Origin of the sequence: Streptomyces sp. NPDC003456, assembly GCF_042878735.1 — a bacterium.
Lineage (GTDB): Bacteria > Actinomycetota > Actinomycetes > Streptomycetales > Streptomycetaceae > Streptomyces.
Genome location: NZ_JBIAOK010000002.1, coordinates 574242 through 587144, shown reverse-complemented (window position 1 = coordinate 587144; position 12903 = coordinate 574242). Strand labels below are relative to the sequence as shown.

Here is a 12903-nt window from a genome sequence, read left to right as displayed (position 1 = left end):
CCCGGTGGCTTACATCCGGTTTCCCTACACTTTGCACCTCATCCTCCGCTTTCGGGGGTGGGTGCGCTTGTCTTGTTCGGCCGAGGGCCTCAGGTCACCGTCTGACCGTCGTGGATGCCGCCCTCGCAGCGCTTGGTGTACCCGTCGCTCCCCTGGCCCACGGCGGAAATGATGATCATGCCGCCACCGGCGACGCACTGACTGGCGGTGACGTCCGCGGGCAGGGCGGCGGCGCGGGCGGGCAGGACGAGCGCGGACAGGGCCAGGGCGGCGATCACGGCGTGCGGCAGCGTACGCATGGGTGCTCCTCGTCGGCTGAACGGAGGCGGCTGTACGGAGTCGGCTGTACGGAGTCGGCTCTACGGGTGTGCCGAGTCGACCGCGCGGAGTCGGCTGTACAGGTGCGCCGAGCAGGCGGTACGGACCCGGGCGCTCCGGGCCGCTACCAGCCTCACCAGGAGCGGGGCGGCCCGCCACCGGAGCGCGGGCGCCGCAGGGCCACCTGCCGCACGCCGGATCGCACGGGCCGGCGGACCCCCGGGGGCCGGCGGCGGCCGGAAGCCTGCCGTGTCGGGCCGGGCGCGCCGGGTACTTGATGCAGACACACGCAGGCCGTCTCGGGTCCGGGCGCCGCACGGGAGCGGTGTCCGGTTTCGGCGCGAAGGAGTGGTCATGACGCACAACGGGGACGACGCGACGCTCGTCCGGGGACCGGAGGTCCCGGATCTCCGGACGGCACCGGGCGGACCGGACGCCCCTCCGCCACCCGGCCCGGTCGCGGACGAACCTCCCCACGAACTTCCCCTGGACCGCAACCAGGCGATCCTGGAGGCGGCCAAGCAGGTCGGCGCCCTGCTCAAGCGCAAGGGCCACCTGTTCGCACTGGCGGGCAGCGTGGCCGCGTACGCCCACGGCGGCGAGAAGAACATGCAGCACGACGTCGACTTCGCGATCCGCCCCGAGGACGCGGAGGCGGTCGCGGCGACCCTGCGCGAGGCCGGCCTGACGGTGTACACCCCGCCGGAGGACTGGCTGATCAAGGCCACGTGTTTCGGCCAGCCGGTCGACGTCATCTTCGAGCTGGCGCACCGCCCGGTCGGCACCGACATGCTGGAGCGGGCCGAGGAACTGTCGGTCGACTCGGTGCGCATGCCCGTCCTGGCCCCGACCGACCTGCTGTGGAGCCTGCTCGCCGCGTTCTCCGAGCACCACTGCGACTTCGGCGCGGTGCTGCCCATCGCGCGGGCGCTGCGCGAGAAGGTCGACTGGGAGCGGGTGCGCGGCGAGTGCGGGGACGAACCCATGCCCGCGGCCTTCTTCTTCCTCCTGGAGCGCCTGAACGTCATCTGAAGGAGCACCCCATGAGCACCCACGGTTCCCAGGACGCCGGCGGCACCGCGCCGCCCGACAACCTGGACTACCGCATCGCCCACCTCCAGGACCACCTCGCCTCGGGCGAGCTCGGTGAACTGGGTGTCCGGGTCGAGGCCCGCGGCCACACGGTGCTGCTGACCGGCACCGTGCCCTCGGCGCCCTGCCGCGACGAGATCCTGCGCACCGTCCGGGAGGAGCTGGCCGGCTTCGCGGTCCACAGCGACCTCGTGGTCACCGAGGCGTCCTCCCCCGACCACGCGGAGGAGCTCTCATGATCCGCGTCGCAGCCGTCGGAGACATCCACATGGGGCCGGACAGCCAGGGCGTCCTGCGCCCGGCGTTCGAGACCCTGCCCGAGTGCGCCGACGTCCTCCTGCTCGCCGGGGACCTCACCCGGCACGGCACGCCGGAGGAGATGCGGGTGGTGGCCCGGGAGATCCACGGTCTCGGTGTCCCGGTGGTCGCCGTGCTGGGCAACCACGACCATCACGACGACCGCCCCGAGGAGGTCTCGCAGATCCTGCGGGACGCCGGCGCCCACGTCCTGGAGGGCCAGGGGACGGTCGTGGAGAGCGGCGGGGCCCGGATCGGCGTGGCCGGTACCAAGGGCTTCGGCGGCGGCTTCGTGGGCCGCTGCGCCGGGGAGTTCGGCGAGCCGGAGATGAAGGAGTTCGTGCGGTACTCGCGCCGGAGCGCGGACGGCCTGCGGACCGCCCTGGAGCACCTGGGCGAGCAGGGCTGCGACGCGCGGATCGCCCTGACCCACTACTCCCCCGTCGCCGACACGCTGGCGGGCGAGCCGCTGGAGATCTACCCCTTCCTGGGCAGTTACCTGCTGGCCGAGGCGATCGACACCGCGGGCGCGGACCTCGCCGTGCACGGCCACGCGCACGCGGGCACCGAGCACGGCATGACCACCGGCGGCGTCCGGGTGCGCAACGTCGCCCAGCCGGTCATCGGGCGCGCCTTCCACGTCTACCACCTGCCGGTCAAGGAGCGCGCCGCGTCCGGCGCAGCCGCCCAACACGCCCACTGATCCCGCGCGTTCCCCAACCGCCGCCGGCGTCCTGCCGGCGGCGGTTCGCGTTGCCCGCCGTCCGGCCCACCCGTGCCGCCTCCGTACCGCCTGTGGTGTGAACGCCCCGCACGTCGCCCCTGTTTCAGGCATTTTGTCTGCTTAGCATGCGAGCTCCGCGCTCCGCACGCCGGCGATGTCCCCACGCGTTCGCTCGCCCGGGGCGCCCCTGCCCCGTACGAGAGGACCCCAGGATGGCGCTGACGGGCCGTCAAAGACCACCGTCCGAGCATGCCTTCTCCCCGCACGACGCCGTACTGCGCACGGCAGCGCCGCACCTCGCCCGCCGCCGCTTCCTGACCGTCACCGCGGCCGCCGCGCTGCTCGCCTTCTCCACCAACCGGCCCGCCCGCGGCGCCACCGCCGCCCCGGAACGCGACGCGGCCCGGATCACCGACGACCCGTTCACCCTCGGCGTGGCCTCCGGGGACCCGCTGCCCGACTCGGTGCTGTTGTGGACCCGGCTGGCGCCCGAGCCCTTCGCAGAGGACGGGGGCCTGGGCCAGGAACGGGTGGTCGTCTACTGGGAGGTGGCCATCGACGAGTGGTTCGCCCTCGTGGAGCAGCAGGGAGCCGCCACGGCCCACCCGGAGTACGCCCACAGCGTGCACGTCGACGTCAAGGGCCTGACACCGGACAGCACCTACTACTACCGGTTCCGGGTGGGCGCCTGGATCAGTCCCGTCGGCCGCACCCGCACGGCGCCCGCCCCGGGCGGCGACGCCGACAGCCTGCGACTGGCGGCGGTGGCCTGCCAGGCCTACCAGGACGGCTACTACACGGCCCACCGGCACCTGGCGCAGGAGGACGTCGACGTGGTGTTCCACCTCGGCGACTACCTCTACGAGTACGGCGTGAACTCCGCGGGCGGCGCCCGCCGCTACACCGACCGCAAGCTCCCCGACGTCTTCAACCACGAGGCCACCACGCTCGCGGACTACCGGCTGCGCTACGCGCTGTACAAGAACGACCCGGACCTGCAGGCCGCGCACGCCCAGCACCCGTTCGTGGTGACCTGGGACGACCACGAGACCGAGAACAACTACGCGGGGCCCTACGACGAGAAGGGCAGCCCGCAGGACCAGTTCCTGGTGCGCCGGGCCGCCGCCTACCGGGCGTACTGGGAGAACCAGCCGCTGCGCGCCGATCAGCTGCCGCAGGGGCCCGACGCCCGGCTGTACCGCCGGCTCACCTGGGGGTCGCTCGCCCAGTTCGACATCCTCGACACCCGCCAGTACCGCTCCGACCAGGCCTACGAGGACCGGCCGCACCCGCCGGGCCCCGAGTCGGACGACCCGGCCCGCACCCTCACCGGTGACGCGCAGGAGCGCTGGCTGCTGGACGGCTGGCGCACCTCCGACGCGCTGTGGAACGTGATGCCCCAGCAGGTCTGCTTCTCGCAGCGCAAGTTCGACCTCACCGCGCCCGCCCGGGTCTCCATGGACGCCTGGGACGGCTACCGCGCCTCGCGCGACCGCGTGATGGCGGGCGCCAAGGCCGCGGGGATCGAGAACTGGATGGTCCTCACCGGCGACGTCCACGTCGGGTACGCCTTCGACATCAAGGAGGACTTCGACGACCCGGCCTCCAAGGCGGTCGGCACGGAGTTCACCTGCACCTCCATCGCCAGCGGCGGTGACGGCACCGAGAGGCCCGCCGACTGGGACACGTACATGAAGGCCAACCCGCACATGAAGTACTACGACGGCCGGCGCGGCTACGTCCGGGTGGAGCTGGGCCGGGACGAGGCGCAGGTCGACTTCCGGATCGTCCCGGCGATCACGACGCCCGGTGCGTCGATCTCGACGACGGCGTCCTTCGTCACCGAGGTGGGCTCGCCCGGGCTGAAGTCCGCCTGACGTGCTCGTGCGGTCCGCCGGGCCGCGCACCCCTCCCCGTACTGCACATGGCGCCCTTCGCGGCACCAGAGCGCGAACCGGAGCGGCGCCGCACATCAGGCCGCCCCCTCCCGGCAAGGCCTGTGCGGCAGGCCGCGCCGCGACCGATCCCCGCAGCGAGAGTCTGCGGCGCAATCCGCAGCGCACACCGTGACCGAAGGAGACAATCCGCATGGCCCACAGACATGCCGTGACCGGCCGCCGGGCCGCACTGGCCGCGCTCGGCGCACTCGTCGCCACCGGTATCCCCGCCGCGGCGGCGGAGCCGACCCCGGCGCCCGGTCCCCCGCCCTCGGCCGCCCAGACCCTCGGCGCCGACCGGCCGTCACCCGGACTGCTGCGCGCCATGGAGCGCGACCTCGGGCTGACCCCGGCCCAGGCGTCCCGGCGGCTGGTCAACGAGGCGGAGGCCGGCACCCGGGCCGGCCTGCTGCGCAACGCCCTGGGCGAGCGTTTCGCCGGGGCGTGGCTGCGGGGCGCCACCTCGCAGGAGCTCGTGGTGGCCACCACGGACGCGGCGGACGTGTCCGCCATCGAGGCGCAGGGCGCCAAGGCGCAGGTCGTGAAGCAGCCGCTGCGCGACCTGCGGGCCGCGAAGGAGAAGCTGGACGCGGCGGCGGCCCGGGTGGGCACGGAGAAGACACCCCTGTGGTACATCGACGTGCCGGCCAACCGCCTCGTGGTGCAGGCGGAGAGCGAGAGCGCCGCCGCCGCGTTCCTGAAGGCCGCAGGGGTGGACGCGCAGAACGTGGGCGTCAAGGTCACCGCGGACCGGCCGCGGCTGCTGGAGGACATCACCGGCGGCGACGCGTACTACATCGACGGCACGGCCCGGTGCTCGGTGGGCTTCTCCGTCACCAAGGGCGAGCAGCAGGGCTTCGCCTCGGCGGGCCACTGCGGCAAGCCGGGTTCGAAGACCACCGGGCACAACCAGGCGGAGCAGGGCACCTTCCAGGCGTCCACCTTCCCCGGCAAGGACATGTCGTGGGTGGCCGTCAACGACCAGTGGACGGTCACGCCGAACGTCAAGGGCGAGGGCGGGCAGGACGTGCAGGTCACCGGCTCGGTGCAGGCGCTGGTGGGCGCGGCGGTCTGCCGCTCGGGCTCCACCACCGGCTGGCACTGCGGCAAGGTCGAGCAGCACGACACGAGCGTCAGCTACGCCGAGGGCCGGGTCGACGGGCTCACCCAGACGACCGTGTGCGCCGAGCCGGGCGACTCCGGCGGGCCGTACGTCTCCGGCGTGCAGGCGCAGGGCGTCACCTCGGGCGGCTCCGGCGACTGCACCTCCGGCGGCACGACGTTCTACCAGCCGGTCAACGCCCTGCTCGAGGCGTTCGGCCTCACCCTGACGACCGCCGAGGCCGAGGAGGAGCCGGCGCCCCAGGGCGAGACGGTGCAGACCTGGGCCGCGGGGCGGGTGTACGAGGCGGGCGCGACGGTGACGCACGCGGGTGTGCGCTACCGGTGCCTGCAGACCCACCAGGCGCGGACGCCCTGGTCCCCGGTGGGCACCCCGGCGCTGTGGCAGCGGGTGTGACGCAGGCTCAGGGCTGCCCGGCGCCGGTGCGGCAGGCACCGGCGCCGGGCGCGTTCCGCTACGCCTCGGCCAGCAGCCGGTACGCGCCGGCCACGAACGGGTCGTGGGCCCGGAAGCGCCGGGTGCAGACGGCGGCCAGCGCCGTGCCGGTGTCGGGGCGGAAGCCCAGGAACGCCTGCTGGCCGAGGGTGGCACCGCTGTGGAAGTACATCGGTCCGCCGTCGGTGGGGTGACGGAACCAGGCGATGGTGTGCACGTGCCGGTGGGTCAGGCCGCGGCGGAGCACCGGGCGGCGCACCGCGCGCAGCGCGGCCGCGAGGGTGGGGGAGGTCGCCGCGGCGGCCGGGTCCAGGTGCGCTTCGAGGAAGGCGAGCAGGTCTCCCGGGGTGGCCCGGACCGCTCCGGCCGCCTGGAATCCGCCCGCGTCGAAGGCGGGGACGGGGGTCCGGCCGTCCTTGGTGTGCCCGGGGGCGTCGGCTCCGGGGCCGTCCGCGTGCAGGGTGGTGCCGGTCAGGCCGAGCGGGTCCAGGACCTGGTCGGTGAGCAGCCTCTCCCACGGGGTGCCGGTGGCGGCGGCCAGGGCGTGTCCCAGCACGGCGACGCCGTAATTGGAGTAGCACCACCGGGTGCCGGGGCGGTGGCGGGGCCGGTGGCTCAGGAAGGCGCGGACGACCTGCTCGGCCGGGAAGCGGGCGTAGGGGTTGGTGCGCCAGGCGGGCAGGGCGCGCCGCAGGAAGCCGGGCGGCAGGGCGGGCAGCCCGGAGGTGTGGGTGATCAGGTGGGCGAGGGTGACCGCGTGGGCGCCGGGGGGACGGGGGGCGCCGAGGAGGACGGCGGCCGGTTCGCCTCCGGTCAGGACGCCGCGGTGGATGAGCCGGGCCAGGAGCAGACCGGTGAAGGTCTTGCCGGCCGAGCCGACCTCGTAGCGCAGCGCCTCGCGGGGCAGCGGGCGGCGGGCCGCGGTGCCGCCGCTCATGACGGTGCGCCGGCCGTGGCGGGAGACGGCGAGGACGACGTCGGGGGCGTCCGCCGCCTCCACGGCCTCGGCGAGCCGCCGGGCCAGGGACCGCTCCGCCGGTCCGCGCGCGCCGGGATCGCCCTTCGCGGGGTCCGGAGCCGTGGCCGTGGCCTCTTCGCCGGGGGAGGGTTCACCCGGCCACAGCGGGCGGGCGGACCCGGGCACGAGGGGGGACCGGGGGCCGGTCATGAGGCGCGGGACAGCTCGGACAGGGACCGGGACGTGGCCAGGAACGAGGCGAACGCCGCGACCAGCGTGGGGTGGTAGACGACGTCGAACACCTCGTCCGGCTCGCCCTCGGGCATCGCGCGGATCGCGGGCATCGCGCCGTCGGGCTGCTGGGCGGCCGCGAACGCCTCCCAGGCCGGGGGGTCCAGCGTGGGCCGGGGCAGGCAGGCGTCGACCACCAGCAGCTCGCCGAGCAGGTCCCAGCGCCGCAGGTCCAGCCAGTCGTCGATCCACACCGGCAGCCAGGTGGCGAGGTAGTCGGCAATGGCGGGCGGCAGCCCGTCCGGGTTCTCGCCCCAGTCGGTGAGGTGGAACACCGTGTGCGTGACGTCGTAGGCGGTGTGGCCCTCGACCGTCCAGGGTTCGGGGGTGCGGGCCAGCCAGGTCGCGCCGACCAGGTCGGCCTCCGGCGGACGGGGTGCGAGCCCGAAGCGGCGCTGGAAGGCGGAAAGGCCCAGCCGGCGGGTGGGTGTGGTCTCGAAGGACACCCAGCTCTCCAGCCGGTGGTTCAGTTCGGTGGCCCGCTCGACCTCGGGCTGGCTGTAGCCCAGTTCCTTGAACGGCAGGTACACCTCGAAGGGGATGGGCGAGGCGGGTTCGGTGCGCTGTCCGCGCACCAGCATCCGGCCGCCGTCGAGGGTGTCGCGCCAGGTGTGGTCGAGGAGTTGGCGGGCGAGCTGGGCCTGGCGTGAGCCGGCGACGCCCTCGCGGAAGAGCACGCGGCAGATGAGGGCGAGTTCGCCGATGGGCTTGAACCGCTCCAGGAAGCCCGTCTCGGGGTCGGCGTCGGGCTCCAGCCGGAATCCGTCGCGGTGGGCCCACAGCCATTCCAGGGCGCGGACCCCGACGTTGTGGATCAGGCGGGTGTCGGTCATCCCAGCACTCCTTGTGCGCCGGGCCGGTCGGGCGGGCCGGCGGGGGCCGCGTCGACCAGCCGCCCGGTGGTCAGGGCCGCCGCGAAGACGGTCATGAGGGTCGAGTGGTAGTGGACGGCGAAGTCCGGTTCGCCGTCGCTGTGCCCGGCCTCGCGCAGGGCGCCCGAGGGGTGCTGCGCGGCCGCGATCCGCTCCCAGGCGTCCGCGAGCACCGCGGGCGCGGGGAGTTCGGGCAGGCTCGCCGCGACGGCCAGCAGTTCGCAGCCGAGGTCCCACATCTGCGCGTCCAGGCAGGTGTCGAGCCAGGGCGGCAGCCAGTCGGCCAGGTAGGCGGCCAGGTCCGGGGGCAGTCCCGCGGGCCCGAGGCGTCCCCAGTCGGTGAGGTGGAACACCACGTGCGTCAGGGCGTATCCGGAGTCGCGCTCGAACGTCCACGGTTCCGGCAGTCCGCCCAGCCAGGTGGTGCGCAGAGTCAGCGGCATGCCGCCCGAGCGGCGGACGCCGGTGGTCTCCTCGGCATTGAGGACGCCGAGCCGGCGGGTGGCGGGCTGCTCGGTGAGCTGCCAGCCGCGGGTGCGGGCGACCAGGGCGGCGGCCCGCTCGTAGCCGGGGTGGCGCAGCCCCGCGGCGGCGAAGGCGGCGTACACCTCCAGCGGGTAGGTGGCGAAGGGCTCCAGGCGCTGCAGGCGCAGCAGGAGTTCGCCCCGGCCGGTCTCCTGCCAGGCGTACTCCAGCAGGCCGGCGGCGCGCGCGTGCAGCGGGTCGGTCGGTGCCGTGTTCCGGGACACGGCGGCGCACACCAGGGCGAGTTCGCCGATCGGTTTCCAGCTGCGGTCGACCTCGCCGTCGGCGGCCAGCGCGTCCTCGCCGAGGGCGAAGCCGGCGCGCCGGTCGCTGATCCAGGCCAGCGCGGCCTCGGCCGGCCGGCGGACCAGGCCCGGATCGAGCGGCGCCGCCACGCGCGTCACGCGGGGGCTCCCGCCCGTGCCGACAGCCGTGCCGCCTCGATCTGCAGAGCCACGAGCGGGTCCTCACCGCCCATCAGCTCCGTGAAGTCGAGGCCGGTGTCGAGCCCCAGGGTGTCCGGGACGCCGTCGAGCAGGGTCAGCCAGCGTCCGGCGCCGGCCGCCTGCCGCCAGTCCCGGCGGCGCACGGCGCGGACGAACCCGCGCGCCACGTCGAGGGACCGGCGCCGGGCCACACGGGTGACCGCGCAGTCCTCGCCGGGCAGGGCGAGCGGGGCCAGGACGGCGAGTTGGTGGGTGAGGGACTGCCAGCTCGCGTCGGCGAGGGCGGCCGCGTCGGGTTCCGTCCCGGGAGCGTGGGTGGTGGTGTCGACGAAGGAGGGGTCGAGCCGGCGCATCGTGCGCCGCATCGCCCAGTGGCTCCAGACGACGGTGGGTGCGGCGTCGGCGCGGGGCGGGTAGGCCTCCACCGCCTTGCGGAAGACGGCCAGTTCGTCGGGCAGGGGCGGGGTGTGCAGGAGGACGCTCGGCAGCAGCGCGTCGGATCCCAGCACGCGCACGGCCGCGACGGCCAGGCCCTCGGCTTCCCCGTCGGCCGCCGCGGGGGCGGCCGACGGGGTGTGGCCCCCGCCCCGAAGGGCGGAGACCACACCGGAAGCGAGGTCCCGCACCGCGCCCTGCAGGAGGGTCGAGGTGCCAGACTGCTCCATTGACTACTCCTGTTCTCCGTCAGCCCTTCTTCGGGCGCGGGGTGGGCGGCGACAGAAGGAGCTTCGTCGCGCCCGACTGCAGCGCGAGCGCTGCGCACTGACGGCTGTCGCGGTAGACGCCGTCGAGTTCTGCCGGGTCGAGTGCCGCCTCGATGTCGACGCTCGGGACACCGGTCAGTTCCTTGGTGACCTTTTCCGTGGAAGGCATAGCACCATCTCCTTGAGCTGAAGCGAGTACCTTCACCTTTCGGATCTCCGGATTCGGACAAAGCATGCCAAATTTCTCAGAATTCACTTCAGTAACATCTTCAACATCTCACCCGTGAGGAGCCGCCTCGCGCGCCACGACCCGCAGCGTCCGCACGGCGGGGTCGGCCGCATCCGGGATGAGCACGCCGTGCTCGACCCCGCTGCGCAGGTAGTCCACCACCTCGTCGGTGATGACCTCGCCCGGCGCGATGGCGGGCACACCCGGCGGGTAGGGGCTCAGCATCTCCGCGGAGACGCGTCCCGCGGCCCGCTCGGCGGGCACGTGCTCGACCGGGGCGAAGAACGCCGCGCGAGGCAGCATCGCCTGCTCCAGCTCCAGAGTGGCCGGCGCGGGCAGCCGGGCCGGCGGGCGCCGTTCGATCGAGTCGGCGTGCTCCACCAGCGCGCCCAGGGCGTCCAGGAGGACCTGCTCGGTCTCGTCGTCGTCGGCGTACGTGATCGAGGCGCTGATCCGGCAGCTGTCCGAGCCGCCGACGTCGACGTGCCGGTGGGTGCGCAGCCACTCGGCGGCCTGCATCCCGCTCACGCCGAGCTCCCGCACGTCGATCACGAGCTTGAGCGGATCGAAGGAGGCGGCGAGCCCCTCCTCCACGATCTCCCCGCCCATCGGCCGCAGCCCCGGGAGCTCGGCGGCCGCCGCCCGGATCCGCCCGACCCGGCGCAGCGCCGTGTCCAGCAGCCCGTGCCCCTGCTCCACCATCTGGCGCCGCCAGCCGTCGAGCGTGGCGAACACCAGGGACGAGGCGCTGGTGGTCCCCAGCAGGTCCTCCCGCTGCTTGAGCACCTCGGGCGCGACCCGGTCGTACTGGAGGTGGAAGACGGAGCTCTGCTCCACCGCCCCGCCCATCTTGTGCACGCTGGTCACCACCAGGTCGGCCTCGGCGTCCATGCCCCACGCGGGCAGCTCCGGGTGGAAGGGCAGATGGGCGCCCCACGCCTCGTCCACGATGAGGGGCACGTCGAACTCGTGGCAGACCCGGGCCACGCCCCGGACGTCCGCGCAGGAGCCCCAGTCGGTGGGCGTGATGAGCAGCATGCCCTTGGCGTCGGGGTGCTCCCGCAACCGCCGGCGCACGTCGTCGGGCTCGGGCGGATGGGCCACGTGCCGTTCGGTGTCGAACTTCGGGTGGACCCAGATCGGTTCGACGCCGTTGACGACGACGGCCGCGATCACCGCCTTGTGGGCGTTGCGCGACAGCAGCAGCTTCTCCCCCGGCCCGGCCACCGACAGCATGGCCGTCTTCACGGACAGGGAGCTGCCGCACGTGGAGAAGAACGCGTGCTCGGCACCGACCGCGTCGGCCATCAGCTCCTGCGCCTGGCTGATGACGCCCTGCGACTGGCGCCGGTCGTCCAGGCCGTTGAGGGAGAGGACGTCGGAGCGGAACACGTCCAGCCCGACGATCTCGGCGACCCGGGGGTCCACTCCCCTGCCCTGCTTGTGGCCGGGCGGCCCGTAGGCGATGTCGCCCCGGCGGCGGAACTCCTGCAGCGCCTCCAGCACGGGCACGCGCGAGTGGTCCATGGTCGTACCTCCCGAATCCGGCCCGCCGGCCGCCGCACGCCGGCCGCGCGGTCGGGACCCGGCGGGTGCACCGACCGTGTTGCACTGCGGCACCGGACGAAACACGGACGGTGTCGACGCGCCCGGCCGTGAAACCCGGGCCCGGCGTGCCGGGGCCGGGCGGGAGCACGGCCGGGAGACCCGGTCCGGCACGCCGAGGCCGAGGAGGAGTACGTGACCGACATCCGTGACGACGTGCACGAGTGTGTCCGCGCGCAGGTGGCGGCCCGGGCCGACGCCCTGTGGGACGTGGCGCTGCGGCTGCACGCGGATCCCGAGTACGCGTTCGCCGAGCACCGCGCGGCGGCCCTGCTCTGCGGTGAGCTGGAACGCGCCGGTTTCGCCGTGGAGCGGGGCGTCGCGGGGATGCCGACCGCGTTCACCGCACGCTCGGGCCGGGGCCGGCCCGCCGTGGCGCTGCTGCTGGAGTACGACGCCCTGCCGGGTCTGGGCCACGCCTGCGGCCACAACCTCATCGCGGCGGCGGGCCTGGGCGCGGCGCTGGCGGCCGCCTCGGCCGTTCCGGCCGCCGCGGGCACGGTGCTGGCCGTGGGGACGCCGGCGGAGGAGGGCGGGGGCGGCAAGGCCCTTCACGTGGAGGCCGGGGTCTTCGACGACGTCGACGCGGCACTGATGTTCCACCCCGGCGTGCACAGCTGGGTCCGCGCACCGCTGACCGCGCAGGTGCAGTACCGGGTGGCCTTCCACGGCCGCGCCGCCCACCCCACCGGCAACCCCACGGAGGGCATCGACGCGCTGGCGGCCCTCGTGGAGCTGTTCAACGTGCTGGCGGTGCTGGGACGGCGCCTGCCGGAGGGCTCGCACGTGCAGGGCATCGTCACCCACGGCGGCACCGCCACCAACATCGTCCCGGAGTTCGCGGAGGGGCTGTTCGGGCTGCGGGCGGCCACCACCGAGGCGCTGGACGAGCTGACGGAGCGGCTGCGCGTGTGCGCCGACGGTGTCGCCCGGGCCACGGGCACCACCTGCGAGGTCGAACGGGCCACCGTGCGCTACGAGCACTTCCGGGACAGTGCCGCCCTGTCGGAGCGGTTCGCCGCGCACCTGGCCGGGGCCGGGATCCCGCTGTCGCCGCCGGTGCCCGGCGTGTACCTGGGGTCCTCCGACATCGGCAATGTCAGCGCCCGTGTGCCCGCCGTCCACCCGTTCGTCGCGATCATGGGCGAGGACGGCTCCGACCACACCCCGGAGTTCGCCGAGGCCGCCGCCTCCCCGCGCGCCCGTGAGGTGCTCCTCGCCGTGACGCGGGCGCTCGCCTGCACGGCCGTCGACGTGCTGCTGTCCGGTGAGCTGCGCGCGCGGGCGTGGGCCGGGCACCGCACGGCGTGAGTGGTCCACCCCGCCCGGGGAACCCGGCGTGCAGTG

General features: G+C 74.4%; 13 protein-coding genes. 6 read left to right on the top strand and 7 right to left on the bottom strand.

What is annotated here, in order from left to right:
• Nucleotides 1-89: 89 nt before the first annotated feature.
• Complete coding sequence (locus tag ACFYWG_RS08325; RefSeq protein ID WP_383511172.1) at nt 90-299, bottom strand: hypothetical protein; 210 nt, start codon at nt 297-299, stop codon at nt 90-92.
• Nucleotides 300-672: 373 nt separating this feature from the next.
• Between ACFYWG_RS08325 and ACFYWG_RS08320 the strand changes: the two genes are divergently transcribed.
• The 5 genes from ACFYWG_RS08320 to ACFYWG_RS08300 all read left to right on the top strand — a co-directional run bounded on the left by ACFYWG_RS08320 (nt 673) and on the right by ACFYWG_RS08300 (nt 5887).
• Nucleotides 673-1350: a nucleotidyltransferase family protein gene (locus ACFYWG_RS08320; protein ID WP_376333516.1), complete on the top strand. Its 678-nt coding sequence runs from the start codon at nt 673-675 to the stop codon at nt 1348-1350.
• Between the two features lie 11 nt (nt 1351-1361).
• On the top strand, nt 1362-1649 hold the full coding sequence (locus tag ACFYWG_RS08315; RefSeq protein ID WP_376333514.1) for a BON domain-containing protein: 288 nt from the start codon (nt 1362-1364) through the stop codon (nt 1647-1649).
• On the top strand, nt 1646-2410 hold the full coding sequence (locus tag ACFYWG_RS08310; RefSeq protein WP_383511175.1) for a metallophosphoesterase: 765 nt from the start codon (nt 1646-1648) through the stop codon (nt 2408-2410). Before ACFYWG_RS08315 ends, ACFYWG_RS08310 begins: the two co-directional genes overlap by 4 nt.
• Nucleotides 2411-2643: 233 nt before the next feature.
• Complete coding sequence (locus tag ACFYWG_RS08305; protein ID WP_383686695.1) at nt 2644-4308, top strand: alkaline phosphatase D family protein; 1665 nt, start codon at nt 2644-2646, stop codon at nt 4306-4308.
• Nucleotides 4309-4519: 211 nt separating this feature from the next.
• Nucleotides 4520-5887, top strand: a complete 1368-nt coding sequence (locus tag ACFYWG_RS08300; RefSeq protein WP_383511179.1) for an alpha-lytic protease prodomain-containing protein — start codon at nt 4520-4522, stop codon at nt 5885-5887.
• 58 nt (nt 5888-5945) lie between these two features.
• On the opposite strand, the gene ACFYWG_RS08295 is transcribed toward ACFYWG_RS08300, so the two are convergent.
• The 6 genes from ACFYWG_RS08295 to ACFYWG_RS08270 all read right to left on the bottom strand — a co-directional run bounded on the left by ACFYWG_RS08295 (nt 5946) and on the right by ACFYWG_RS08270 (nt 11478).
• Entirely contained in the window at nt 5946-7094 is a 1149-nt protein-coding gene (locus ACFYWG_RS08295) for a serine hydrolase domain-containing protein (protein ID WP_389200039.1), read from the bottom strand.
• Nucleotides 7091-8008 (bottom strand): DUF6895 family protein, encoded by a 918-nt coding sequence (locus ACFYWG_RS08290; protein ID WP_383511452.1) that lies wholly within the window; start codon nt 8006-8008, stop codon nt 7091-7093. The genes ACFYWG_RS08295 and ACFYWG_RS08290 overlap by 4 nt, the downstream gene beginning before the upstream one ends.
• A complete protein-coding gene (locus ACFYWG_RS08285) occupies nt 8005-8967 on the bottom strand; it encodes a DUF6895 family protein (RefSeq protein ID WP_389200744.1) in 963 nt (320 codons plus the stop codon). The genes ACFYWG_RS08290 and ACFYWG_RS08285 overlap by 4 nt, the downstream gene beginning before the upstream one ends.
• Before the next feature lie 5 nt (nt 8968-8972).
• Nucleotides 8973-9683, bottom strand: a complete 711-nt coding sequence (locus tag ACFYWG_RS08280; RefSeq protein WP_389200037.1) for a hypothetical protein — start codon at nt 9681-9683, stop codon at nt 8973-8975.
• Between the two features lie 19 nt (nt 9684-9702).
• Nucleotides 9703-9891 carry a hypothetical protein gene (locus tag ACFYWG_RS08275; RefSeq protein WP_333930290.1) on the bottom strand — a complete coding sequence of 63 codons (189 nt, stop codon included), beginning with the start codon at nt 9889-9891 and terminating at the stop codon, nt 9703-9705.
• A 108-nt stretch (nt 9892-9999) separates the two neighbouring features.
• On the bottom strand, nt 10000-11478 hold the full coding sequence (locus ACFYWG_RS08270; RefSeq protein WP_389200035.1) for an aminotransferase class I/II-fold pyridoxal phosphate-dependent enzyme: 1479 nt from the start codon (nt 11476-11478) through the stop codon (nt 10000-10002).
• Nucleotides 11479-11691: 213 nt separating this feature from the next.
• Here ACFYWG_RS08270 and ACFYWG_RS08265 point away from each other — a divergent pair, with 213 nt between their 5' ends.
• Nucleotides 11692-12867 (top strand): amidohydrolase, encoded by a 1176-nt coding sequence (locus ACFYWG_RS08265; RefSeq protein WP_389200034.1) that lies wholly within the window; start codon nt 11692-11694, stop codon nt 12865-12867.
• Nucleotides 12868-12903: the final 36 nt, after the last annotated feature.

Excerpts from the sequence above, each read along its gene's own strand:
- ACFYWG_RS08325 (WP_383511172.1), bottom strand. The coding sequence starts at position 299 with ATGCGTACGCTGCCGCACGCCGTGATCGCCGCCCTGGCCCTGTCCGCG.
- ACFYWG_RS08320 (WP_376333516.1), top strand. The coding sequence starts at position 673 with ATGACGCACAACGGGGACGACGCGACGCTCGTCCGGGGACCGGAGGTC.
- ACFYWG_RS08315 (WP_376333514.1), top strand. The coding sequence starts at position 1,362 with ATGAGCACCCACGGTTCCCAGGACGCCGGCGGCACCGCGCCGCCCGAC.
- ACFYWG_RS08310 (WP_383511175.1), top strand. The coding sequence starts at position 1,646 with ATGATCCGCGTCGCAGCCGTCGGAGACATCCACATGGGGCCGGACAGC.
- ACFYWG_RS08305 (WP_383686695.1), top strand. The coding sequence starts at position 2,644 with ATGGCGCTGACGGGCCGTCAAAGACCACCGTCCGAGCATGCCTTCTCC.
- ACFYWG_RS08300 (WP_383511179.1), top strand. The coding sequence starts at position 4,520 with ATGGCCCACAGACATGCCGTGACCGGCCGCCGGGCCGCACTGGCCGCG.
- ACFYWG_RS08295 (WP_389200039.1), bottom strand. The coding sequence starts at position 7,094 with ATGACCGGCCCCCGGTCCCCCCTCGTGCCCGGGTCCGCCCGCCCGCTG.
- ACFYWG_RS08290 (WP_383511452.1), bottom strand. The coding sequence starts at position 8,008 with ATGACCGACACCCGCCTGATCCACAACGTCGGGGTCCGCGCCCTGGAA.
- ACFYWG_RS08280 (WP_389200037.1), bottom strand. The coding sequence starts at position 9,683 with ATGGAGCAGTCTGGCACCTCGACCCTCCTGCAGGGCGCGGTGCGGGAC.
- ACFYWG_RS08275 (WP_333930290.1), bottom strand. The coding sequence starts at position 9,891 with ATGCCTTCCACGGAAAAGGTCACCAAGGAACTGACCGGTGTCCCGAGC.
- ACFYWG_RS08270 (WP_389200035.1), bottom strand. The coding sequence starts at position 11,478 with ATGGACCACTCGCGCGTGCCCGTGCTGGAGGCGCTGCAGGAGTTCCGC.